At 35.9% G+C, this 23933-nt stretch carries 27 protein-coding genes; 23 read left to right on the forward strand and 4 right to left on the reverse strand.

Annotated features, from left to right (window positions below; translation table 11 throughout):
- Positions 1 to 38: 38 nt before the first annotated feature.
- The 19 genes from DZ858_RS13190 to DZ858_RS13280 all read left to right on the forward strand — a co-directional run bounded on the left by DZ858_RS13190 (position 39) and on the right by DZ858_RS13280 (position 16450).
- Positions 39 to 425, forward strand: coding sequence for a response regulator (locus DZ858_RS13190; RefSeq protein WP_117160130.1), 387 nt, complete (start codon positions 39 to 41; stop codon positions 423 to 425).
- Between the two features lie 345 nt (positions 426 to 770).
- Positions 771 to 962: a cold-shock protein gene (locus DZ858_RS13195; protein ID WP_117160443.1), complete on the forward strand. Its 192-nt coding sequence runs from the start codon at positions 771 to 773 to the stop codon at positions 960 to 962.
- 278 nt (positions 963 to 1240) lie between these two features.
- Positions 1241 to 1696, forward strand: a complete 456-nt coding sequence (locus DZ858_RS13200; protein WP_117160131.1) for a cold-shock protein — start codon at positions 1241 to 1243, stop codon at positions 1694 to 1696.
- Positions 1697 to 1785: 89 nt separating this feature from the next.
- Complete coding sequence (locus tag DZ858_RS13205; protein ID WP_117160132.1) at positions 1786 to 2796, forward strand: LLM class flavin-dependent oxidoreductase; 1011 nt, start codon at positions 1786 to 1788, stop codon at positions 2794 to 2796.
- A gap of 140 nt (positions 2797 to 2936) precedes the next feature.
- The gene (locus DZ858_RS13210) at positions 2937 to 3416 is read left to right on the forward strand and encodes an RNA polymerase sigma factor (RefSeq protein WP_117160133.1); all 480 of its coding nucleotides are present in this window, start codon (positions 2937 to 2939) and stop codon (positions 3414 to 3416) included.
- 4 nt (positions 3417 to 3420) lie between these two features.
- Positions 3421 to 4023 (forward strand): hypothetical protein, encoded by a 603-nt coding sequence (locus tag DZ858_RS13215; RefSeq protein WP_117160134.1) that lies wholly within the window; start codon positions 3421 to 3423, stop codon positions 4021 to 4023.
- Positions 4024 to 4098: 75 nt separating this feature from the next.
- The gene (locus DZ858_RS13220) at positions 4099 to 4437 is read left to right on the forward strand and encodes a VOC family protein (protein ID WP_117160135.1); all 339 of its coding nucleotides are present in this window, start codon (positions 4099 to 4101) and stop codon (positions 4435 to 4437) included.
- 80 nt (positions 4438 to 4517) lie between these two features.
- Positions 4518 to 5816, forward strand: a complete 1299-nt coding sequence (locus DZ858_RS13225) for an APC family permease (protein ID WP_117160136.1) — start codon at positions 4518 to 4520, stop codon at positions 5814 to 5816.
- A 78-nt stretch (positions 5817 to 5894) separates the two neighbouring features.
- Positions 5895 to 7592: a T9SS type A sorting domain-containing protein gene (locus tag DZ858_RS13230; protein WP_117160137.1), complete on the forward strand. Its 1698-nt coding sequence runs from the start codon at positions 5895 to 5897 to the stop codon at positions 7590 to 7592.
- Positions 7593 to 7634: 42 nt separating this feature from the next.
- Positions 7635 to 8183 (forward strand): 2'-5' RNA ligase family protein, encoded by a 549-nt coding sequence (locus tag DZ858_RS13235; protein ID WP_117160138.1) that lies wholly within the window; start codon positions 7635 to 7637, stop codon positions 8181 to 8183.
- A 129-nt stretch (positions 8184 to 8312) separates the two neighbouring features.
- Positions 8313 to 8891 carry a TetR/AcrR family transcriptional regulator gene (locus tag DZ858_RS13240; RefSeq protein WP_117160139.1) on the forward strand — a complete coding sequence of 193 codons (579 nt, stop codon included), beginning with the start codon at positions 8313 to 8315 and terminating at the stop codon, positions 8889 to 8891.
- Between the two features lie 23 nt (positions 8892 to 8914).
- On the forward strand, positions 8915 to 9547 hold the full coding sequence (locus DZ858_RS13245; protein ID WP_117160140.1) for a nitroreductase family protein: 633 nt from the start codon (positions 8915 to 8917) through the stop codon (positions 9545 to 9547).
- A 20-nt stretch (positions 9548 to 9567) separates the two neighbouring features.
- Entirely contained in the window at positions 9568 to 10728 is a 1161-nt protein-coding gene (locus DZ858_RS13250) for an iron-containing alcohol dehydrogenase (RefSeq protein WP_117160141.1), read from the forward strand.
- Positions 10729 to 10735: 7 nt separating this feature from the next.
- The gene (locus DZ858_RS13255) at positions 10736 to 11542 is read left to right on the forward strand and encodes a type 1 glutamine amidotransferase domain-containing protein (RefSeq protein WP_117160142.1); all 807 of its coding nucleotides are present in this window, start codon (positions 10736 to 10738) and stop codon (positions 11540 to 11542) included.
- A gap of 302 nt (positions 11543 to 11844) precedes the next feature.
- Positions 11845 to 11997: a YqaE/Pmp3 family membrane protein gene (locus DZ858_RS13260; protein ID WP_117160143.1), complete on the forward strand. Its 153-nt coding sequence runs from the start codon at positions 11845 to 11847 to the stop codon at positions 11995 to 11997.
- Positions 11998 to 12200: 203 nt separating this feature from the next.
- Positions 12201 to 14336: a catalase gene (locus DZ858_RS13265; RefSeq protein WP_117160144.1), complete on the forward strand. Its 2136-nt coding sequence runs from the start codon at positions 12201 to 12203 to the stop codon at positions 14334 to 14336.
- A 137-nt stretch (positions 14337 to 14473) separates the two neighbouring features.
- Positions 14474 to 14914: a phage tail protein gene (locus DZ858_RS13270; RefSeq protein WP_117160145.1), complete on the forward strand. Its 441-nt coding sequence runs from the start codon at positions 14474 to 14476 to the stop codon at positions 14912 to 14914.
- Positions 14911 to 15366: a phage tail protein gene (locus DZ858_RS13275; protein ID WP_117160146.1), complete on the forward strand. Its 456-nt coding sequence runs from the start codon at positions 14911 to 14913 to the stop codon at positions 15364 to 15366. The genes DZ858_RS13270 and DZ858_RS13275 overlap by 4 nt, the downstream gene beginning before the upstream one ends.
- Positions 15367 to 15577: 211 nt before the next feature.
- Positions 15578 to 16450 carry a hypothetical protein gene (locus DZ858_RS13280; RefSeq protein ID WP_117160147.1) on the forward strand — a complete coding sequence of 291 codons (873 nt, stop codon included), beginning with the start codon at positions 15578 to 15580 and terminating at the stop codon, positions 16448 to 16450.
- 69 nt (positions 16451 to 16519) lie between these two features.
- Here DZ858_RS13280 and DZ858_RS13285 read toward each other — a convergent pair whose 3' ends face one another.
- Positions 16520 to 17731 (reverse strand): MFS transporter, encoded by a 1212-nt coding sequence (locus DZ858_RS13285; protein ID WP_117160148.1) that lies wholly within the window; start codon positions 17729 to 17731, stop codon positions 16520 to 16522.
- Between the two features lie 215 nt (positions 17732 to 17946).
- Here DZ858_RS13285 and DZ858_RS13290 point away from each other — a divergent pair, with 215 nt between their 5' ends.
- The 4 genes from DZ858_RS13290 to DZ858_RS13305 all read left to right on the forward strand — a co-directional run bounded on the left by DZ858_RS13290 (position 17947) and on the right by DZ858_RS13305 (position 21445).
- Complete coding sequence (locus DZ858_RS13290; protein ID WP_117160149.1) at positions 17947 to 18138, forward strand: cold-shock protein; 192 nt, start codon at positions 17947 to 17949, stop codon at positions 18136 to 18138.
- A 122-nt stretch (positions 18139 to 18260) separates the two neighbouring features.
- Entirely contained in the window at positions 18261 to 18710 is a 450-nt protein-coding gene (locus DZ858_RS13295; RefSeq protein WP_117160150.1) for a KTSC domain-containing protein, read from the forward strand.
- 65 nt (positions 18711 to 18775) lie between these two features.
- Positions 18776 to 20122, forward strand: coding sequence for a DEAD/DEAH box helicase (locus DZ858_RS13300; RefSeq protein ID WP_117160151.1), 1347 nt, complete (start codon positions 18776 to 18778; stop codon positions 20120 to 20122).
- Positions 20123 to 20131: 9 nt separating this feature from the next.
- Positions 20132 to 21445, forward strand: a complete 1314-nt coding sequence (locus DZ858_RS13305; RefSeq protein ID WP_117160152.1) for a DEAD/DEAH box helicase — start codon at positions 20132 to 20134, stop codon at positions 21443 to 21445.
- 14 nt (positions 21446 to 21459) lie between these two features.
- Here DZ858_RS13305 and DZ858_RS13310 read toward each other — a convergent pair whose 3' ends face one another.
- The 3 genes from DZ858_RS13310 to DZ858_RS13320 form a co-directional block, all read right to left on the reverse strand.
- The gene (locus tag DZ858_RS13310) at positions 21460 to 22200 is read right to left on the reverse strand and encodes an acyl-CoA desaturase (RefSeq protein WP_117160153.1); all 741 of its coding nucleotides are present in this window, start codon (positions 22198 to 22200) and stop codon (positions 21460 to 21462) included.
- Positions 22201 to 22296: 96 nt separating this feature from the next.
- Positions 22297 to 22938, reverse strand: coding sequence for a thiamine phosphate synthase (locus tag DZ858_RS13315; protein ID WP_193550709.1), 642 nt, complete (start codon positions 22936 to 22938; stop codon positions 22297 to 22299).
- Between the two features lie 34 nt (positions 22939 to 22972).
- A complete protein-coding gene (locus DZ858_RS13320; protein ID WP_117160155.1) occupies positions 22973 to 23596 on the reverse strand; it encodes a DEAD/DEAH box helicase in 624 nt (207 codons plus the stop codon).
- Positions 23597 to 23933: the final 337 nt, after the last annotated feature.

Genomic DNA, 23933 nt, shown 5'->3' on the forward strand with positions numbered 1-23933 from the left:
AGCTAAAGAGTATTAATAAAAACTAGAAGCTTTATAAAATGTCACGAAATGTTATCATAGTAGATGATGATAAGATAGTCTGCAAAGTAACTAAACGGATGTTTCAAATTTGCGGATTGTCTAATGACCCTATTATATTTAATTCAGGAAAAAAGGCACTAGCGTTTTTAAAAGAAACCAATAATGAAAAGGAAAGAAATATTATTTTTCTTGATATTAATATGCCTTTCATAAACGGATGGGAATTTATCGATATACTGTCAAAAGAAACTACACTGCTACATACAACAATTTACCTAATTACCTCTTCTATATTTCCAGAAGACCATACGCGAGCTAGAGAAAATAAAATCGTTGCAGATATACTTATTAAACCTATAACGTTGGCCAAAACAAAACAACTAGTGGCAGAGATAAACAAATAGGGTTATAATTTAATTTAACACTTCTAATCCCTGTACTAATAAATTTTAAACTACTTTAGCCGCATTAAAGAATCATACAGCAACTAGTCAATTAATTTCTCTCCACTTTACTTACTACACGCAGAAAGACTTTTTATACAATTAAAAAACACATAAAAACTTAAATAGCTGTGTTTTTCACTACCAATTAATTCATTAGAAAAACCAGCTTACTAACGAATTACTTTTTAACTTTCAGTGCTGTAGGGTAGTGCCGCATTAATAACAATAATATAGAATAAAATGAAATCATTTAAACAAATTATAACAAACATATTTCAAACTAAAAAAGAACAGCCTACAAGTATAGAACAAGGGAACGTTAAGTTTTTTAATACTACTAAGGGCTTTGGTTTTATTACCACAACTAGTTCTAATGCAGATATATTTGTCCATAAAAGTGGACTAGTAGATAGAGTAAAAAAAGAAGACAAAGTGATGTTTGAAACTGAGAACAGCGCAAAAGGCTTACAAGCTATTAACGTTCGGTTGGCGTAACTAACTTCAATTAATTAACCATAAAACCACCTATCTGGGTGGTTTTTTTATGGGAAATAAAAAGCCTCTAATAGATTGTTGTCTACAAGAATAATTGATAAAAATACATATATGTCTGTACTATCTACTATCTTTGTAAAAGTTTTTAGAGAGGTATAGGGTGCTAAACCTGTCAATTATTCTCAATCAATCTTAAAAAACATACTCTTTTTTAATAATTTTTAATTGATTGAAGATACTCTTTAATTAAACTACATAATAACCTATTAAACACACGAATGGCGAAGTCACAACAAACGTACGAGAAGAAAGAAAAAGAAAAAAAAAGATTAAAAAAACGAGAAGAAAAACGTAAGAAAAAAGAAGCTCGTAAAGCAGAAGCAAAAGAAAAAGGTCCAGGCATCGAATTTGCTTATGTAGACCATAATGGTAATTTAACCGATACACCTCCAGATCCTTCTCAAAAGGTAGAGGTAGAGGCAGATGAAATTGTTGTGGGAGTTCCTAAACAAACAGAAGCAGATAAAGAAGCGTTTGATCCAGTTAGAAATGGAAAAGTTTCCTTTTTCGACCATAGTAAAGGGTTTGGATTTATTATTGATTCAGAAAATCAAGAAAAATACTTTACGCATGTAAGCGGACTAATTGATGAGATTGATGAAAATGATAACGTATCCTTTGAATTAGAAAAAGGACAACGCGGAATGAACGCAGTTCGAGTTAAGAAAAAGTAAGCATAATTTCTCGCTAAAATACTTATAGGTTTATTAACTATAATAAACTTAACTTTTGACTTATTTTGTAGAAAAGTATCTATACTACTATGAAAGAAGAACAAAGTAACACTACTCCATATTCCATACTAGAATTAGCAACCATCGGGGTCGATTTTAAGCCTACCGATGTGTTTAAAAACAGCCTTACCTTAGCGCAAAAAGCTGAAACGTTTGGTTACAAACGATTTTGGCTAGCAGAGCATCACAATATGAAGAGTATAGCCAGTTCGGCTACCTCAGTACTTATTGGGCATATAGCGGGTGGTACCGAAACAATTCGTGTAGGTTCCGGCGGCATTATGCTGCCCAATCATTCTTCTTTATTAATTTCAGAGCAATTTGGTACCTTAGGAGCGTTATATCCAGATCGTATCGATTTAGGACTAGGAAGAGCACCAGGAACCGATCAAGTCACTGCCCAAGCCATTCGGCCAGATAGAATGCAAGCAGTCTATAAGTTTCCAGAAGAACTTCGGAATATTCAACAGTATTTTTCAACAGACAATCAACACGCAAAAGTAAGAGCGCCCATAGCCGAAGGCGTACCAATGCCTATCTATATTTTAGGTTCGAGTACCGATAGTGCCTATTTAGCTGCAAAAGAGGGGTTGCCCTATGTATTTGCAAGTCACTTTGCGCCCACACATTTATTTGAAGCGTTAAACATTTATTACAATAATTTTCAGCCATCTCCTTATCTTGAAAAACCATATACCATTGCGTGTGCAAATGTAATTGCAGCCGATACCGATGCTGAAGCCGAAAAAATAACAACTTCATTAATTAGAATGATGGTTGGTGTGATGACAGGGAACATAGATTACGTACAACCGCCTACTGAAATGACTTCAGACTTGAAACAAATTCTTCAAAATCCAGCGTTTCAAAAAATGTTGAAATATGCTTTTATCGGAAGTAAAGAAACGGTAAAACAAGAAACTAAGGAGTTTTTAACTAAAACGGGTGTTGATGAAATTATGGTTGCCTCTCATATTTATGATCCGGAAGCACGAATTAAATCGTTTGAAATTTTTTCAGAAGTGATGAAAGAACTATAATTTTTCTTTACCTATAAAACCTTACTAAAAAGGGTACCCTAATTATTAGGGTACTTTTTTTTTCTTTCAATAAAAAAAACTTCAATAAAAGTGTGATTTTTTTGCCAACTTGAACTCTAATAAAGTAAAGAAGGTTTTTAATGCATACAGAACAAGCGTTTACAAGCATCATTAAAGAAAACGAAGGGATCATTTATAAGATCACCCGGTTGTATACAAATAATCAAGATGACCAAAAGGATCTGTATCAAGAAGTGGTATATAACCTTTGGAAAGGCTTTAAAACGTTTCGTGGGGATGCGAAAGTAAGCACTTGGATGTACCGCATCGCACTAAATACAGCTGTATTTTATTCAAAAAAGAAAAAGGGGTATAAGGTTCCGCTTGATGGAGTCGTGTTGGTTCAAGAAACGTATGACCCAGTTTTGGAACAACGCTTAAAGGTTTTGTATGCAAGTATCAAGCATTTAAAAGATATAGACAAAGGAATTATTTTCCTGTTTCTTGAAGGGAGAAAATATGAAGAAATAGCCAATATAACCGGTTTAACTACCAGCAATGTGGGAACCCGAATGGCTCGTATAAAAGACAAATTAAAGAAAGAAATTATAAAAGAGTAACACAATGGAATTAGAAGAAATGCAAACCGTCTGGTCCCAAATGAGTGGCCAATTAGAACAACAGAAAAAATTAACCGATAAAATAATTATAGAGATGACACAACAGAAATTTAAAAACAGATTTAGTACGCTTTCGTTTTATGAAGTTTTAGGAGCGTTTATTTGCTTTGCAGCGGCAGTAGTTATAGTGCTCAACTTAGATAAAATGAATACTTGGTATTTAATGGGTTGTAGTATCCTTTCAATAATCTTTTTCTTGGTTTTACCTATTATAAGCTTACGCTCCTTATATGGAATGAAACACCTAAATCTTACTACAAACAATTACAAAGAAACCCTTGTTGAATTTACTAAAAAGAAAAAAAGGATGCTGTTAATCCAACGTTCAGGAGCTGCTTTGAGTGCTCTGTTGATGTGGTTGGTGGTTCCTGTTTTTATGATGGCGTTTAATAATAAGGATTTCTTTCAGACTGAAAAATCTACTGGACTCTTAATTTTCTATGCAGCAACAACCATAGGAATAATCATTTTTGCTCGATGGGGATACGGTTGCTATAAAAGTATCACCGCTAGGGCAGAAGCTGACCTAAAGGAGTTAGAAGCTTAATTCTTTAGTTATTATATACACCTTTATATAAGAACCTATAAAGGTGTATATTTATTATCTAAAAAGTTTGAAGTTATGACAAACAACCACATCAACTATATTGAACTAAAAGCAAATGACCTTGAACAAATAAAAAAATTCTATTCAACTTGTTTTGGGTGGAGTTTTACAGATTATGGACCAACGTACGTAGCATTTTCAGATAGTGGGCTGCAAGGTGGTTTTGAGAAAACGGATACTGAAATTATTAATGGTGCGTTGGTTGTCTTGTATCATGAAAATTTAGAGCAGATAAAAACCAAAATCATTGAATTTAAAGGAACTATTTCAAAAGATATTTTTTCTTTTCCTGGCGGAAAACGGTTTCACTTTACCGATCCTTCCGGAAATAAACTTGCCATTTGGTCAGAGTAATAAGCTCTAAATAAAACATAACTTGATCCCTGAGCGGAGCTGAAGGGATAGTTTTTCAATTTTTTATTTTAACTTTAAAAATGCCACAAAAAGACTCCATTAAATTAAAAGACGCTATCGCCATTGGTATTGGCGGAATGGTGGGCGGAGGAATTTTTGCCGTACTTGGTTTAGCTGTTTCTTTGGCAAAGGGCGGTACACCGCTTGCTTTTTTGTTTGCAGGTGTTATTGCACTTTTTACAGCTTATGCATACACTAAGTTATCTTTAGCCTATCCAGATAGGGGAGGTACAGTTAAATTTATTAATAAAGGGTTTGGTAAAGGAATCTTTAGTGGTGGCATTAACAACGTGCTTTGGGTAAGTTATATTATTATGCTCTCACTCTACGCTAGCGCTTTTGGCTCATATGGCCCCGAACTGTTTTCCATTACAGGAGATAAATCGATGGACAGTCACATCTATGTTACGGGGGTGGTGCTTTTAGCTACTTTAATCAATTACTATAGTCTAGCGGTAGTGGGTAAAATAGAAAGCGCTGCCGTATTTATAAAATTATTTATCCTTTTAGCTTTTGTTGGTATTGGTTTGTATGGGCTTTCAGGTAATGCAAACTTAAGTCAGTTAAACCCTAAAAATTGGGAGTCACCGTTACAGTTAATTGCTGGTGGTATGGTCATATTTGTTGCGTATGAAGGGTTCGAGCTCATTGCCAATGCCGTTCCGGATATGGAAAACCCGAAGAAAAATGTGGCAAAGGCTTATTTTATTTCTGTAGGTTTTGTTGTTTTATTATACATCCTCATTGCAGCAATAACAGTGGGCTCACTCACTTTTGACACTATTAAAGAAGCTAAAGACTACGTCTTGGCTGAAGCGTCCCAACCCTTAATTGGGCAAATAGGGTTTACTATTGTGACGGTCGCTGCACTAATTTCCACCTTTTCAGCTATCAACGCCACCTTATATGGAGGGAGTCGGGTAAGCTTTGAATTGGCTGAAGATGACGAACTTCCACACGAGTTTACGTATCAATTATGGAATAAACCCATTGGCTTATTGATAACAGTGATTTTAACCTTGCTTGTCGCCAATTTTTTAAACGTAGAAAGTATATCTACTTCAGGTAGTGCTGGTTTTTTACTCATTTTTGCCATCGTGAATTATATTGCTTTCAGAAAAAATAAAGAAGTAAATGCCAACCGTCTTATTACTGGTACTGGGGCCTTCTTATGTTTGGCAGCGTTCATTATCCTAACTGTTCAACAATTTCAAGAAAATACATTGGGAGTGAGTATTTCTTTAGGACTTATCACACTTTGTTTTCTAATTGAGTTTATCTATAAAAAAAGTAGGCAAAAGAACACTGATAAAGTCTAAATAGACTTAAACGCCTACTATTTCCTTTCTTTATTTAAAAAAGAGTAACTTTAGCAGAAGTATCAAACACAGTCTGTTATGAAGTTATTCTATTCATTTGTATCGTTTTTTACATCCTTTGCTAGTCTTTTTTTAATATCAAGTAGTATGCTCGCACAAGACCGGAATGCTCATCGTGAAATACCGGATGATGCTTATATTCCTATTTCTCGATCTTCGATGGAAAAAAGCCCTGCATATCAAATCACTAATACGAATTACTTTACCCGACAAGTAAACGTGGATGCGAATGGTAATGATATGATAGGAGATGCAGCTAACGAACCTTCCATCGCTGTAGACCCAACAAACCCAGATCGTATTGTGATTGGTTGGCGGCACTTTGAGACTACAAGTAGCAACTTCAGGCAAGCCGGGTATGGCTATTCTACCGATGGAGGAATAACTTGGACGTTCCCAGGAGTGTTGGATCCGGGTAATTTTCGTTCAGACCCAGTATTAGATTTTGATGCCGAAGGTAATTTTTATTATAATAGCCTTATGGAAGGTTTTGAGTGCGAAGTATTTGAAATTACAGACGGCGGGGTAATATGGGAAGCCCCAGTACCAGCAAATGGTGGTGACAAACAATGGATGCGTATAGACCGTACAGGGGGAGTGGGAGACAAGAATAATTATTCATATTGGAATTCTTCCATATCTACGTGCTCTCCAGGATTTTTTACGCGATCTATAGACGGTAGTGAAACCTTTGAAGAATGTGTAACGGTTGATGGAGACCCATATTGGGGTACCTTAGCAGTTAATAAAAATGGAATCTTATATTTAACGGGTACTACAAATAACTCTAATATCGTAGTAGCAAAATCTACTACTGCAAAAGATCCTGCTATAACCCCTGTAACGTGGGACTCTTTTAGTCCGGTAGATCTTGACGGACGTCTAACTGTCCTCGCATCAGTAAACCCGGCCGGCCTAATGGGACAAGCTTGGGTAGATGTGGATATTTCTAATGGACCAGGAGAAGGAAATGTATACGTTGCCGCTTCAGTTGAGCGTTCTTCAAATAACGACCCAAGCGACGTTATGTTTGCAAAAAGCACCGACGACGGCGAAACATTTTCCACCCCTCTTCGTATTAATCAAGATGATGTAGGGAACGATGCCTATCAATGGTTTGGTACTATGGCAGTTGCCCCAAATGGACGCATTGACATTGTATGGCTGGACACTAGAAACGCTGCTGCAGGAACTAATGATTCTGAGCTTTTCTATAGCTATTCAGAAGATCAAGGGGAAACTTGGTCAGATAATGAAGCAATATCTATTGCCTTTGATCCCAATATTGGATATCCACAACAAGACAAAATGGGAGACTATTTTGATTTAGTGTCTGATAATGATTTTGCTCATTTGGCGTGGGCCAATACCATCAACGGAGGACAAGACGTATATTATACCCGTATTTCACCTGAAGGAATTTTAAACGTACATGATATTACTAGTGCTAATTTAAAAGCAAGCTTATATCCAAACCCGATTACATCAAAAACGATTCTTGAGTTTTTTGTAGAAAAAGAATCTAAAACTAGGGTAGAGGTGTATGATATATTGGGCAGAAGTGTAAATATACTTTTGAATAAAACAACCTTAGGAAAACAAAAAATTATTTGGAGTGGAATCAATTCTGAAGGAATAAAACTTTCTTCAGGATTATACTTTATAACTATTGAAACTGGAAATAAAAAGCAAACTTTAAAAGCTATACTTAGGTAACATTAAAAAAGCTAATGAATTTATTGATACAGGCTACTACAAATGTCTGACATAAAAATATACAACCTACGGATTGTTCCTCCAGACCCAGTTTATAATGAAGTGACTCATTTTAAAAAACAATTTATAGCTACGTTTGGGAAGCAACCCTTATCAAACTCAAAACCGCACATTACGTTGGCAGTATTTAAAATGGACTCCCAATATCAAGATATTCTCATAAAGATATTTAATCAATTATCAACTCAGAACAAATTTAAACTAATCATTCAAGGCTTTGAAATATTTGAAAATAATGCTAACGTACTATTATTAAAGGTTCCAATTACTGAAGACATTAAAAACCTAATAACAAATATTAAAGTAGTGTGGCAACGGGATCTTCATAGAAAACAATCCACCTTAAAATTATCAACGACCCCACATATTACTATTTCTAAAACCGAAGGAAATAAGATGTTATATCAAAGTTTAGCTTTTTTTCAGAAAATGGATTATACCGATAGACAATTTGAGGTTGACCATCTCACCCTAATATCACGACCTAAAGGAAAAACGTGGGATTGGGAACATCAAATTCCGCTTTCCTAAAGAGGTAACTTAGTTATCCTTATCCGTTTAAATAACGTATTTCAATCTCTAGTATTAAACTGTTGTTAAAAAAAGAATGAACGTTCATTTTTCTATATATCTTTGTTCCGTAATTTAAAATTAAAAGGTATGGCGAAGCTTCAAAAAAGCATAGAAAAGAAGAATAATTTGGTACAAGCTACTATAGAATTAGTCAATAATAATGGTTTTCATGCTACGCCCATATCTAAAATTGCTAAAATGGCAAATGTCTCACCAGCTACTATATACTTGTATTTTGAAAGTAAACAAGATTTAGTTAATAAGGTGTATTTAGAAGTTAAAGAAGCATTTACAGCCTATGCATTTGCAACATACACCGAAGATATGAGCGTAGTAGAAGGATTTGAAATAATCTGGAAACGAATAGCCAATTTTAAATTAAAGGAGTGTAAACAAGCTTTGTTTTTAGCGCAATGTGATAACACACCTATTATAGATGAGGCAAGTAGGGAAGAGGGTATAAAACATTTACAACCCTTACTCGATTTATGGGAACGTGGGCAGGATAAAGGAATAATTAAACCTGTATCTAATTATTTATTATATGCATACACCATAAGCCCGTTAGCTTTTTTAATGCTAACACAACAACGTGGGCAATTTAAAATTGAAGAAAAACATATAGAACAGGCGTATCAAGCAGCTTGGGATAGCATTAAATTATAATATAAATTAAGAGCAAATAAAAAATGGAGTTATTAGAGAATTTAAAGTGGAGATACGCTACAAAAGCGATGAGTGGTGAAAAGGTAGATCAAGATAAAGTTGACCGAATTATAGAAGCAGCGCGTTTAGCTCCAACTTCTAGCGGTTTACAACCTTTTGAAATCATTGTGGTAAAAAACCAAGAAGTGAAAAAGAAAATTAAAACAATTGCGTGGAATCAACCCATTATAACCGATTGTTCTCACTTGTTAGTTTTTGCCGCTTGGGATACCTACACAGCAGAGCGTATCAACTATATGTTCGATTTAACAAACGAAATTAGAGGGTTTAAAAACGAAGGTTGGGAAAACTACAGACAAATGTTGTTAGATTCCTACCCACAAAAAGATGCTGAAGAAAATTTTAATCACGCTGCCAAACAAGCATATATAGCTTTTTCACAAGCAATTGCTGCAGCGGCTTTTGAAAAAGTAGATGCCACACCGGTAGAAGGATTTGATCCGGATGCGGTAGATGAAATTTTAGGATTAAGAGAAAAAGGGCTTCGTAGTGCGGTATTATTACCTATTGGGTATCGTCAAGAAGAAAACGATTGGTTGGCAAACCTAGTGAAAGTGAGAAAAAGCACTGAAGACCTAGTAACAGTAATTGAGTAAAAAAGAAAAAATAAAACGTTATGAACAATTTTGAATTTAAAAATCCAACCAAAATTATCTTTGGAAAGGACACCATTGAGAAACTGAGTCAAGAAGTGCCTCAAGATGCTAAGGTACTGATGCTTTACGGAGGCGGAAGCATTAAGAAAAACGGAATCTACGAACAAGTTAAAAATGCCTTAACCGATGTAGAAGTAGTAGAATTTGGTGGCATTCCTGCCAATCCTGAATATGAAATATTATTAGAAGCCTTACAAGTTATTAAAGAAGAAAACATTACCTACTTACTAGCTGTTGGTGGGGGTTCGGTTATTGATGGAACCAAATTTCTATCCTCTGCAGCATTGTATGAAGGTGATACGCCTTGGGATATTTTAGTTAATAAAATTAGAACGGAGAAAGGAATGCCTTTCGGAACCGTTTTAACCTTACCGGCTACCGGTTCTGAAATGAATTCGGGAGCTGTAATTACCAGAGAAGAAACAAAAGAAAAATTAGGAATGGGCGGTCCTGGCTTGTTTCCACAGTTTTCAATCTTAGATCCGCAAGTAATAACGTCTATTCCGCAACGTCAATTAGCAAATGGGTTAACCGATGCTTTTACACACGTTTTAGAACAGTATATGACGTATCCTGTAGGAGGGTTGTTACAAGATCGTTTCGCTGAAAGTATTTTACAAACCTTAATTGAAGTAGCACCTAAAGTAGTAGAAGATCCTTCTAATTACGAAGCAGCTTCCAATTTTATGTGGAGTTGTACGCTGGCTCTAAATGGATTGATTCAACAAGGAGTTCCCGGCGATTGGGCGGTACATATGATGGGGCACGAATTAACAGCCTTATTTGGTATCGACCATGCAAGAACATTGGCAGTAGTAACACCAAGCCATTATAAATACAATTTTGAAGCTAAAAAAGAGAAGTTAGCTCAGTATGCAGAACGTGTTTGGAATATAACCGAAGGAAGTCAAGAAGGAAAAGCATACGCTGCTATTGAAAAAACCGAAGCATTTTTTCACCAATTAGGGATTGGCACCAAATTATCTGATTACACGTCTGACTATAAGGGTACTGCCGAGAAAATAGCAAAACGTTTCACAGATAGAGGATGGGATGGTATTGGAGAAAAGCAAGCGCTAACTCCAAAAGATGCAGAGAAAATTGTAAAAATGACATATTAGGTTTTTTATGAAATTTCTGAAGTCAGTACTAATTATATGTACTCTGGTTGTCGTTTCAAGTTGTAAGGACAATCAAAATAAGAATACTTCTGAAAAAATTTCAGAAGAACACGTAACATCAAAAAAAGAAAACGATATGAAAATATTATTTGTATTAACGTCTCACGATCAATTAGGAGACACAGGAAACAAAACAGGCTTTTGGATTGAAGAATTTGCAAATCCATATTACAGTCTATTAGATAAAGGAGCTGATATTACATTGGCAACCCCAAAAGGTGGGGAAGCACCAATAGACCCAAGTAGTGATACTCCAGATGCTAGTACGGAAGATACGAAGCGTTATAAAAACGATGCCGAAGCACAGAAGAAAATTAAAAACACAAAGGTGTTGGCAGATATGAATGCAGCTGATTTTGATGCTGTATTTTATCCAGGAGGTCACGGTCCATTATGGGATTTGGCAAACGATAAAAACTCCATTGCCTTAATTGAAAAGTTTAATAGTCAAGACAAACCAGTAGCTTTTGTATGTCATGCACCAGCTGCGTTAAAGGGCGTAAAAAATGAAGATGGCACACCATTGGTAAAAGGTAAAAAAGTAACCGGTTTTACAAATACGGAAGAAGCTGCTGTACAACTTACCGAAGTGGTACCCTTTTTAGTGGAAGATATGCTAAAAGAAAATGGCGGAATCTACTCTAAAAAAGAAGATTGGGCAGCGTACGCTTTAGAAGATGGTAACTTAATTACCGGTCAAAACCCTGCTTCATCTGAATTAGTGGCTGAAATGTTATTAAAACAGTTGAACTAATAAACGACTGTATCTAATTTTTAGATTCACAAAAGCCTCTTTGTAATAAACAAAGAGGCTTTTATAATTAGTGAGATTTCAGAAATTGAGCCTAAAAATAGATTAACAAAGAAAGAATGACTTGTGTTAGTTAGTGTGTCTTAAAAATTATTACTAAAATAGCTAGGTGTTAATTGCTCTTAAAGTTACGACAATACTTTCCTAAAAGTATGCACAGCCTCAATAGATTGTTCTATCTTTTGATTAGAAAACAAGTATAGAAGTTTTCTTAAAGTTATTATTTATTAACCAAACCTAATTATATGTCATTACTTACTATTATTTTAAATATTCTCTTACCACCTGTTGCTGTTTTTATGAAACATGGGGTAGGAACTACCTTGCTTATCAGTATTATATTAACTCTTATTGGCTGGTTACCCGGTGTCATCCACGCATTTATAGTGAATGATTAATTAAAAAGAGAGTTTAGGTAATACATTATTATAAGTGTCCTTTTTTCCGAAAGAAACCCTTTTCGTTATCTAATTTAATTAGGGTGAGTCTTTTTTATAAGAATCTCTCTTTAAAAGTTAAAGTTGATTTACTCTTTTTTACTGTGCCAAGTAAAAATTGTAAATTTAATGGGACAAGTTATCTGTAACTAACAAAAACTATTATGAAAAAGAAAAAGCAAGATTCCGAAACAAAGAAAATTTCAGATTTAAAAAAGAGTCAAAAAGACCCTTCTGGAAAACCTTTGACTACCAATCAAGGATTAAAAGTAAACGATACAAACAATTCGCTGAAAGCAGGGGAACGGGGTGCCACATTATTAGAAGACTTTCTCTTACGGGAGAAAATAACTAATTTTGACCATGAACGAATTCCTGAACGTATAGTTCATGCTAGAGGAAGTGGAGCTCACGGTTATTTCGAATTATACGAAAGCATTGAACAATACAGTAAAGCCGGTATTTTTACCGATACCAAAAGAAAAACACCAGTATTTGTACGTTTTTCAACCGTAGCAGGCTCTAAAGGTTCGCCAGATTTAGCCCGTGATGTACGAGGTTTTGCCGTTAAATTTTATACCGAAGAAGGAACGTGGGATTTAGTAGGAAACAACATGCCTATTTTCTTCATTCAAGATGCCATGAAGTTTCCAGATCTTGTTCATTCAGTAAAACCAGAGCCTAATAACGAAATTCCGCAGGCAGCATCTGCACACGATACATTTTACGATTTTGTTTCTCATACTACAGAAACGCTCCACAATCATATTTGGGCGATGAGCGACCGTGCCATCCCGCGTAGTTTTCGTATGATGGAAGGCTTTGGGATTCATACATTTCGTTTAATTAATAAAAAAGGGGAAGCTCATTTTGTAAAATTTCACTGGAAACCTACACTTGGTGTACATTCCGTTACATGGGAAGAGGCTGTTAAAATGAATGGAGCCGATGCCGATTTCCATCGCCGCGACCTTTGGGAGGCCATTGATGCCGGACAGTATCCCGAATGGGAATTAGGAATTCAAATCGTTCCCGAGGAAGATGAACACAAATACGATTTTGATTTGCTGGATCCTACTAAGTTAATTCCTGAAGAACTAGTTCCCGTTCAGAAAATTGGAAAAATGACGTTGAATAGAAATCCAGAGAATTTCTTTGCTGAAACAGAGCAGGTAGCGTTTTTACCAGGCCACATTGTTCCTGGTATCGATTTTACAAACGATCCGTTGCTACAAGGTCGCTTGTTTTCGTACCGTGACACACAGCTTTCTCGCTTAGGAAGTCCTAATTTTCATCAAATACCGATTAACCGTCCTATTACCGAAACCCATAACAACCAGCGGGACGGTCATATGCAAACAGAGATTCCTAAAGGACAAACCGCTTATTTTCCAAATACATTAGGTGGAGGTTGCCCGCATTTATCTAAAATGGCAGAAGGTGCATTTGATTCGTATGAAGAACGCATTGATGCCAAAAAAATTAGAACCCGAAGCGATAGCTTTAGTGATCATTTTTCACAACCCGCTTTATTTTATAGAAGTCTTGCAGACTGGGAACAAGAACACGTTGCCGGTGCTTACACCTTCGAATTAGGCAAGTGCAAGCAAGACCATATTAAAGAACGAATGTTGTGGCTTATCAACCAGATAGATGAAGATTTGGCTAAAAAAGTAGCAGAAGGTCTGGGAATGAAAGTACCAAAAAAGATTGATCAACCTATTAATCAAGCCATAGGAGCTGATGCAGACGTAAAGAAACATCAACCAGGTAAAAAGAAAATGTATCTTGATAAAGCACCCGCTTTAAGTATGGCAAATACCAAATTTGATAGTATTGCAACGCGACAAATTGCTGTATTGGTGGCAGATGGTTTTAGTATGAAAAACTTAAAAAGCACTAAGAAAGCCTTAGAAAATGATGGAGCTATGATGAAGCTGATAGCTCCCCAAGGAGGAACTATTACCTGCGATGAAAACATGGAGCACAAAGTAGATGCTGCTATTATGACAACTGAAAGTGTGCTGTTCGATGCGGTTTATATCCCCGGAGGAAAGAAATCTGTAAAAGAATTGATGAAGCAGGCAAAATTTATGAAGTTTGTAAATGAAGCTTTTAAACATTGTAAAGCCATAGCAGCAGATGATGAGGGCGAAGAATTATTAGACGCTACCTTTGTAGCAGACCATAAAGATGATACTGCAGTGCATATTAATAAAAAAGTGGAAGCTTTTAAAAAGAGTATTGCAAATCATAGAAACTGGGATAGAAGAAAGGTAACCGATTCCATTCCAGTATAGCAGAAACATACATGCGTGATTAAAAATTCCATAGTGTTATCATTATGGAATTTTTTTTACTAAGACTTTGCATGTGCCTCTTTAATAATTTTTCACTACCTTGATAAACAGTTAACTAAATTTTAAATAGCATTGTTATGGAAGAAATACCACTAGTCAATTTTCATTTTTCGGTAGATTGGGGAGGTACAAAAATAGGTTTTACCGAAGTTACCGGTCTTGATATGGAATATGAAGTCCTAGAGTACCGTCACGGAGCCAGTCCAGAATTTTCTACTCAAAAACTACCGGGCCTCACAAAATATAATGATATCGTATTGAAAAGAGGAGTTTTAAGTGGCGATAATGAACTCTTTGAGTGGTTTAACGGTTTTAGGCTTAGCAAGGAAAGACGGGATATTACTATTAGTCTATTAGACGAATCACATGAACCTACAGCTGTATGGAAAGTACAATATGCCTGGCCAGTTTCTATAAAATACTCCAAACTTCATTCAACAAAAACCGAAATCTTTATCGAACGGATGGAATTGGCTCATGAAGGTATTGTAGTGATAAACGGCAATAGTGATACATGATGCCAGACGACAAAACATATCCGCCGTTAAACATGCATTTCAAGGTTCAGTTTGACAGCAAAAAGTTCAAACTAGATTATCGGTTTCAATCGGTACAAGGGTTACAGGTTAGAATTTCTAAAAATGAACATAATAGGGAAAAGCACACAAAATTTGAAAATATCATTCTAAAGCGAGCGTATCAACCCAATTCCAAATTGATTGAATGGTGTATGGATGCTATCAACAATCATAAGAAACAACCCCAAAACCTAACCATTAAACTTTTAAACGCCAAAGAAAAGCTAGTAAGTGCCTGGAAAATTGAACAAGCCCTTCCGGTAGGTTGGGGTGTAGAAGAATTGCACGCGCAAGACACAAAAATATTGATTGAATGTATAGAATTGGAATACAAATATTTCCAGGTAGTGGACAGCAAAGGGACTATTATTGCGCCTGTTGATACTGAATAGCAGAAGTGGTTGCTACTAATATTATTTGTTTTTGTTTTCCCTGCGCACTAAATAAACAACAAGAGCGATAGGACCTACGATAGCGAGTATAATAATAAAAAGTAGAATAAGTTGCCAAATACCAATCATAGCACAATATTTCAGTAAAAATAAAATAATTTCGAATAAATGGTAAACATTCTCTCACAAATAATTTGAATATCTTAGCTTAATGAAAAAACTGCTATTGATTATTTGCGTGCTATTTTCCGGGAGTATATTCGCACAAGGAATTTCCGAAGAAGACATAATCGGCGTCTATCATTTAAAAAGTAATGATCCTATGGGTGGAAATACGTTGGTTTTTTCATCAAACCATACGTATGCAATCGCTTATTTTGGCGGTATTCAAAAAGGGACTTGGGAGTTGAAAAACGGTAAGTTGAAAGTAACTAAAACCGTTGAGCCTCAATTTGCACTTTATGGACGAAAGATCACAGCATTAGATAATAAAACGCAAGTTAAGATCTCAACACGTTCAGAAAACCGTTTGCTAGTAGGGTTTAACGCCAAGAACCCGACTTTTTTAAAACGATTGTTTAACCCCAACTCCAACTGCTATATAACTCCATACGTTATAAATCAAAAAGGCCCAATACACCAGTTTAACCTTGCTTTATTGGAAGAATTTCCGGGATATAGATCAAAAGGAACTGAAAACCAAGCCCGGGTATTTCAGTTTAAAAACCCCAAAAGTTATAACGATTTGATAGTGGTCAATTTACCTTCGGAATATACAACCGAATCAAATATCCCGATTACGTTTAAGGATGGTTTATTGTATGCTGGTAGTTTTTCTGAAGGGATGAAAAAGAAACCCCTACAAAGTTTGAATGAAGAAGATACCATGTACATTAAAAAGTATTCAAGTGAAAGTTTGCTTCCTCAAAAGCTTCAGTACGGAGACGAATTTTTCCCTTACTCTGAAAACCCCACACCTGAAGAATTGAAGCCGTACAAACGCATTGCTATTTTAAAAAATTCAAAAGAACGTATTACGATTGAACAAGGCTCAATTTTTACTGCATCTTGTGAAAACAACTAACCTCTTGAGGTTAAAAAAGAATATCTAATTGCTGAAATTTAGCATTATTGATAAAACTATTTTAGTTATTTAAAGTGAAATCTTTTTCGTTACATTTTTAATCCGTTGTGAGTTGAGTACTACAAGGAACATAGCTGCGAAAAGCATTAAGATAATAGTACTAAAAGATACTCCGCCGTCTATTAAAAAACCAACCAGTAAAGGCCCTAAAGCCGTACTAATGACCATAAACATGGTGAAAACACTGCGAATTGCACCCATTTTTTCGGTACCGTAAATTTCGGCAATCAGTGACGTTTTAACGGTTCCAGCCATTCCAGTAGTGATTCCGGCGGTGATTAAGAATAAAAGTGCTCCAAGAATGCTATCCATTAAAGCAAAAGGAATAAGCCCTAAACTTAGCGGAATAAGGTACAATCGAAACATTTTTTTAGCACTAAATTTATCTACCCAAGTACCGCCAAAAAGGGAAAATAGAAATCTAGCAACGGCATACACAGTAAAAAAAGTGGCATACAGTTGAGGCGACCACCCTTTGTCTTCCACAAACACATATTGGTAAAAGAAAATAGCGGTATTGGTAAAACTTAGAATAAAACTGGCTGGCATCATAATACCAAACCGCCTATCGAAAACCACGCTTTTATAATCTTTTATCAGCGACCAAGTAGAAGGTTTTCCTTCCGGGGAAAGCTGCTTGTCAAAATCTAATAAATTAGTGAATTTTAATCGTATTAAATAGAGTAGAAGGGCAACCCCACTTATAATTGCAGCTATTCTCCAATTGTAGAAAGCGATAATGGAGGTGATTATGATAGGAAAAATAGCTTCTCCCATTGAGTAACCAAGGGAAGAAATACTAAGTGCTTTCCCCCGATTTTTGTCAAAATACTTTGAAATTACGGTCATACTAATATGACTCATTAAACCTTGACCACATAGCCGTAAGCCCATTAAGGCTATAAAAAGTACTGCAATGTGATACGAAAACCCCAATAAAATACTCGATAAACCCAAACTAATTACGGTAAAAGCAGTTACTTTTTTAACTGGTTTGTGGTCTACGGTATGGCCAACAGTAAGCATGATTATAGAAGCAGCTACTGTACATGCAGCATATATTGCCCCAAAAGTACCTTCAGTAATATCAAAAGCTTTTACAATTTCAGGGACATACAACGAGATAAGAAACGTTTGTCCAAAGCTCGATAGAAAAGTAAGCAACCAGCCGAAACTAACTTTCTTAAAATTTCCGCGTAAAAAATAGAAATATTCCTTCAAAATAGCTGTGCTTCAAATTTAGAAAGAGGCAAAGATAAAGGCCTTAACAGAGACGGCAGTAACTTTTGTTTTAATTATTCAAAATTTTATTGGTCTCATCAGATACTTGCTTATAATATTTTTTTTAAATAATAAACGGGATAAATGGCTATAATCTAATTTAATGGCACCATCTTTGTAAAGTAACAAGTATTAATAAATTAAATTACATTACAATGAGTAAAGGAACAGTAAAATTTTTCAACGACACTAAAGGTTTTGGATTCATCACTGAAGAAGGAGTTGAAAAAGATCACTTTGTACACATTTCTGGATTAATCGATGAGATTAGAGAAGGTGACGAAGTAGAATTTGACCTACAAGAAGGAAACAAAGGATTAAACGCAGTAAACGTAAAAGTGATCTAACTATATATCTTTATATTTTCAAAAGAAAGCCCGTCTTAATCGATGGGCTTTTTTATTACCCGAGTTTTAAAAATATATCCATTTAAAAGAAGTAGTTTTGCGCAAAATTAAACGCCCTGACAATGAAGCGCATAAAAGAGTACAGTACATTATTTGGAGTAGAGAAAGAAATCGACCTTAAACTCCTTAAAAAAAGCTACCGAGACCTAGTAAAACAATGGCATCCAGATAAATTTCAAGATGGAGATCCCATGCAAGAAGAAGCAGAGCTTCAAAGCCGTCATATTATAGATGGGTATCACTTTTTAGTGAGTATGGCTCCTGAGACTAAAGAAAAAAACCTACCTGCTTATACCGAAACGATTACCAACGCTGCCATTGCAGATTACCAACACAAAGGACTATTGTTAGAGGTTTTCTTTACAGATGGGAATACGTATGAATATTTTGGGGTTACAAAATCTGTTTACCTTAAAATGATAAACGCCGGGAACCTGAATCGTTTTGCAAAACGGAATATTTATCCAAAATATACCTATAGAAAATCGAAACGAACTCTTGAAGAAGCATAGCAGACATTAAGCTTTATGCTATGTTTTAATTATATTACCACCAATACATAAAATCAAAACAAAATATGAGTACTACATTTTCAAATTTAGGCGTAGCTACTTCTTTAGTAAAGGGGTTAGAAGCGTTGGATATTACACGTCCAACGAGCATTCAAGAAAAGGCGCTACCCGTTATTTTAGATCAAAAAGAAGATGTAGTAGCATTGGCAAAAACGGGTACTGGAAAAACAGCCGCTTTTGGGTTGCCTTTACTACAACTTATAGATGTAGATAATAAAGACGTTCAGGCAGTAATTTTAGCTCCAACTCGAGAACTTGGTCAACAAATTTTTAAAAACTTAGGTGATTTTGCAGCGTATACTCCAAACGTTTCCATCGCGGCTATTTGTGGTGGTATTCCTATAAAGCCTCAAATTGAGCGCTTAAAAGAAGACACCCATATTATTGTTGCCACACCAGGACGTTTGATTGATTTATTAAAGCGGGACGCGCTTTCCATTAAAAACACAAACTATCTTGTGCTAGATGAAGCAGACGAAATGGTCACCGCTTTAAAAGACGGACTGGATACCATCGTTGCTGCATTGCCTAAAAAGAGGAGAACCCTACTTTTTACGGCTACCATGCCGGGTACTATTAAACAACTGGTTCAAAACTATATGTCTAAACATGTGGTGCATATCGAAGCCGATATGGAAACGGTTGGGCATCAAGGGATCGACCATCAATACGTTGTGGTAGAACCTATTGAAAAATTAGAAGTGTTGCTACATTTCTTAAACACCAAGCAAGGAGAACGAGGGATTATTTTTTGTAAAACCAAAGCTGCCGTTAATAAACTAGCAAAAAAGCTAGCTATTAATAAGTTTTCTTCAGGTGCTTTGCACGGAAGCTTAACACAAGGCATTCGTGACCGGATTATGGGACAATTCCGGGAAGGGCATATTAATATTTTGGTAGCCACCGATCTCGCTGCTCGTGGGATTGATGTAAAAGAAATAGCATATGTAGTTCAATATCATCTACCTGACACCTACGATGCGTATGTTCACCGAAGTGGCCGTACCGCAAGGGCAGGGGCGAAGGGCCTTTCTTTAAGTGTTATACAAGAAGAGGAAGTATTAGACATTCCAGATTTAGAACAAGAATTAGGGATTACTTTTTCTGAAATGAAAAAAGCCGATGCAGCCGCTATTGAAGAAAATAATGCGCTACTGTGGGCTAGAAGAATTTTTAAAACGAAACCAAATAAAGATATCTCCGAAGCTTTTAAAACAAAAATTAAAACCGTCTTTCATCATCTTACCAAAGAGGAGTTAATTGAAAAAATTATCGCAGACCACGTAAACCAAACTTCAAAATTAAATATACCAACTGAAGCTCCAAAAAGGAAAAAGAAAAAAAAGAAGTAGTAAAACCGTATGTCAAACCAATTTAAGTCTCAACAGGAAATATTAGCAAAATTAGGCATTACAGACCTAAATCCTATGCAGGAAAAAGCACTCTCAGCTATTGCTGCAAACTCAAATAGCGTTTTGTTATCTCCAACAGGAACGGGTAAAACGGTTGCTTTTTTATTACCTACACTCGATGCTTTGGATGTAGCTAGTGATACCGTACAGCTTCTTATTTTGGTTCCTTCCCGTGAATTGGCGATACAAATAGAGCAGGTGATACGCGAAATGGGTTCTGGTTTTAAAGCCAATGCCGTTTATGGAGGTAGACCTTTTTCGAAGGATAAAGTGGAGTTAGCACACACACCAGCCATCGTCATTGGTACACCAGGACGGGTGGCAGATCATTTGCGACGAGAAACGTTTGGAGTCGATAACATTAAAACCATCGTTTTAGATGAGTTTGATAAATCGTTGGAAATTGGTTTTGAAACCGAAATGCGTGAAATTATTGAACACCTCCCTGCCATTGAAAAACGTATTTTAACGTCGGCAACACAAGGAATTGAAATTCCGGAGTTTGCTGGGGTGCAGAATCCAAAGGTGATTGATTACTTGGGGACGAAAACAAATAACTTAGCTATTAAAAAAGTAGAAGCCCCACAAAAAGATAAAATACAAACTTTGGTAAACCTACTACACAATATAGGCAACCAACCCGGGATTATTTTCTGTAATTTTAAAGACACCATACAGTTTGTAAGCGATGCTTTAAAAGACAATAACATTCCGCATGGGTGTTTTCATGGTGACTTGGAACAGCTAGACCGAGAACGGGCCTTGATAAAATTTAGAAACGGAACCCACCAAATAATTATTGCAACAGACCTTGCTGCACGCGGTTTGGACATTCCAGAACTTAACTTTATTATACACTACCAATTACCCTTAAAAGCCGAGGAATTTACCCATAGAAATGGTAGAACAGCCCGAATGAATGCAGAAGGCACCGCCTATGTATTGCAGTGGAAACACGAAAATACTCCTAGTTTTATCACAACGTCTGATGTAGTAAAATTAAAGAGCAAGCAAACCACTATTCAATCGCCTTGGGCTACATTATATATTTCTGGTGGTCGAAAGGATAAAATCTCAAAAGGGGATCTTGCCGGTCTATTTTTTAAGCAAGGAAAATTAAAGGGTGATGAAGTTGGCGTTATCGAGCTAAAACAAGACTGTGCCTTTGTTGCCATACCCAAACATAAAGTGGCGAGCGTTATTCAAAAAACAAATAATACGCGGTTAAAAAAGAAAAAGGTGCGGATTTCAGAACTACGATAGTACTTCAATCGTTTTTAATTTCTTACTTTAATAGGCTTTAACCGAATAAAACCAACAGCATCTAACACTCGTATTATCAAATAGGTTATGTCGATTTCGTACCATTTTACACCAAAATTAGCTCGGCTGGCATGCTTGTGATGATTATTATGATAACCCTCACCCATCATTAAAAAATCAAACCGAAATAAATTTTTACTAGTATTTTTCATGGTATAATTGACATAGCCATAAATATGGCCAAACCAGTTAATGATCACCCCATGAATCGGGGCCATAAAAAAGGTGACAGGCAATAATAACCATTGCCACCAAGCGGTCGCAAAGAATGCAAAGAATAAAATATACAATGCAACCCAAAGCAATCTAGAAAAGCGAGAGCCAGCAAATACATCAAATTTTTTCCATTGCGGGACGTTTTTGGTAAAACGTTGATCCACATCAATACGTTGCTTATTAATATCTTGATAGATCGTTTTGGTTTTCCACATCATGGCAAACAAATTAGCGTCATAAGAAGGAGAATGTGGGTCTTCTTTAGTATCGGTATAGGCGTGATGCATACGATGCATGATTCCATATCCATAAGCACTTAAATAACTTGAACCTTGAAAAATCCAGGTTAATACAAATGTAATGCGCTCCATTGTTTTGGACATTGTAAAAACCTGATGTGCTGCATACCGGTGTAAAAAGAAGGACTGAAAAAATAAACCTCCATACCAAAGCAGCAAAACAAAAATAACGATGGTCATAACTTTTTTTGCAAAGATAACTTGATGTTCTTAACGAAACAATAAATCTAAGTTAATAAAATGTGTATGAAGGGCACCTTCAGATTCTGCTGTTCTTTATTTAAATGTATGGCGTTGCTCTTTTGTTGACGATGCGTTTAGCAACTGGTTAAACGTTCGTATTGTTTTAAAACTACGGGTGATTTCTCCAGAAACAGCAATTCCAGAAATACCGGTTTTTAATATGTTGGTAACATCTTCTGTTGTGATACCTCCAACACCAATAAGGGGAGTTTCGGTCTGTAAGGCTTCTGTAATGGCAGTATACCCATTTAACCCTAAAACCGGAGGTAGGTTATCTTTTGCTGCGGTACCCCTAAAGGGACCTAAACTAATATAATCAACTTCTTTTTCTAGTAGTGTTTCGCAATCTTGCAAGGTATGTGCTGTTCCGCCAATAAATTGCCAAGGGTATAAGTGCTTTCTAGCAACAGTAGGGCAGTAGGCTGCTTTTTCAAAATGTACCCCATCTGCTTTCACTTCTTTTGCTATTGTATAATCATCGGTAATGAGTAATCTGGTTTGAAAGTGAGCGGTGATCTCTCTCGCTTCATGGGCTAGTTTTAAAAGTTTCTTTCCTGAAACTTTTTGTAAACGTAATTGCACGATTTCTGCACCAGAAGTACACGCTTTTTGAATGTTCTCTATATGGGTTTCTGGAGTACTCCCCTGAGATATATACTGTAATTTCGGTATCATCATAACGTGAAACTAACCTATTATTTATGGTAAACTATTGACTATTCTTAACAGTGATTTTTTTAGAATACTCCATAAAGTGAGACTCAAAGCGTTTTATCATGGGATTCATTTTTTCGGAGTACAACACATACTGGCACTTTTTAATACTTTGAGTAATCGATATAACAGCGGCATAGGCCGATTTTTGAACTAGAAAATCAGCATCGTCTATACTAAATAGCTTTAATTGAGAGGTACTTACCCCATTTAATAAGAACAGCTGGTTCATAGACTTGGGGGTGGAAATAAGAATGTCTATCCCCTCAAAAATTTCTGATTTTTGTATATCAATATGAAGCTCTTCATACCCTACATACACGCGTAACGAAGTGTGCTTCGTATAGTCTAAAAAAGCTTCTTGTAATTGCAGGGCTTTTTCCTTATTCTCAACCAAAACAACAGCCCTTGGGGCAGTACCAACGGCCTCACATTTTAATTTTTGCAAGGTAGTAACGATAAGCGTGGTTGTTTTTCCACTACCTGTTGGAGCCATGCAAAAAAGATTAGACCCACTTTTTATAACTGGAATGCTTTTGCTTTGAAAAGCAGTAGGGGTTGTTATTTCTTGATGCGCGAGCACCTCTTTAATATGGGAATGTAATTTTTTAAAAGGCATAGAAAGTAGTAAGATAAATGTTTGGCACCGTATGTATAATAATTACGGCAAATATACCTACCTATAAACGAAATAAGGGAGAGTAGTTCGTTTTTCTAGTGTATAAAAAAGATATACCGTTTTAGAATGTTCTGCGTGCCACTTGTACTAAACTCTTCGTCAAAGGATCAATTCACTTTGGAACAAAGCACCTTAGCCGCTAATTTTTCAGTGGGTTACGGAGTCTCGTAATTAATTAATTCTTAAAATTTACTATCTTGCAAAAAGGGACATATGTATGAAAATGGATATGGAATTGATAAATATGAAGCTGTAACGTGGTATCAAAAAGTTTTAC

It is taken from the genome of Marixanthomonas ophiurae (genome assembly GCF_003413745.1).
Taxonomy (GTDB): Bacteria; Bacteroidota; Bacteroidia; order Flavobacteriales; family Flavobacteriaceae; genus Marixanthomonas; species Marixanthomonas ophiurae.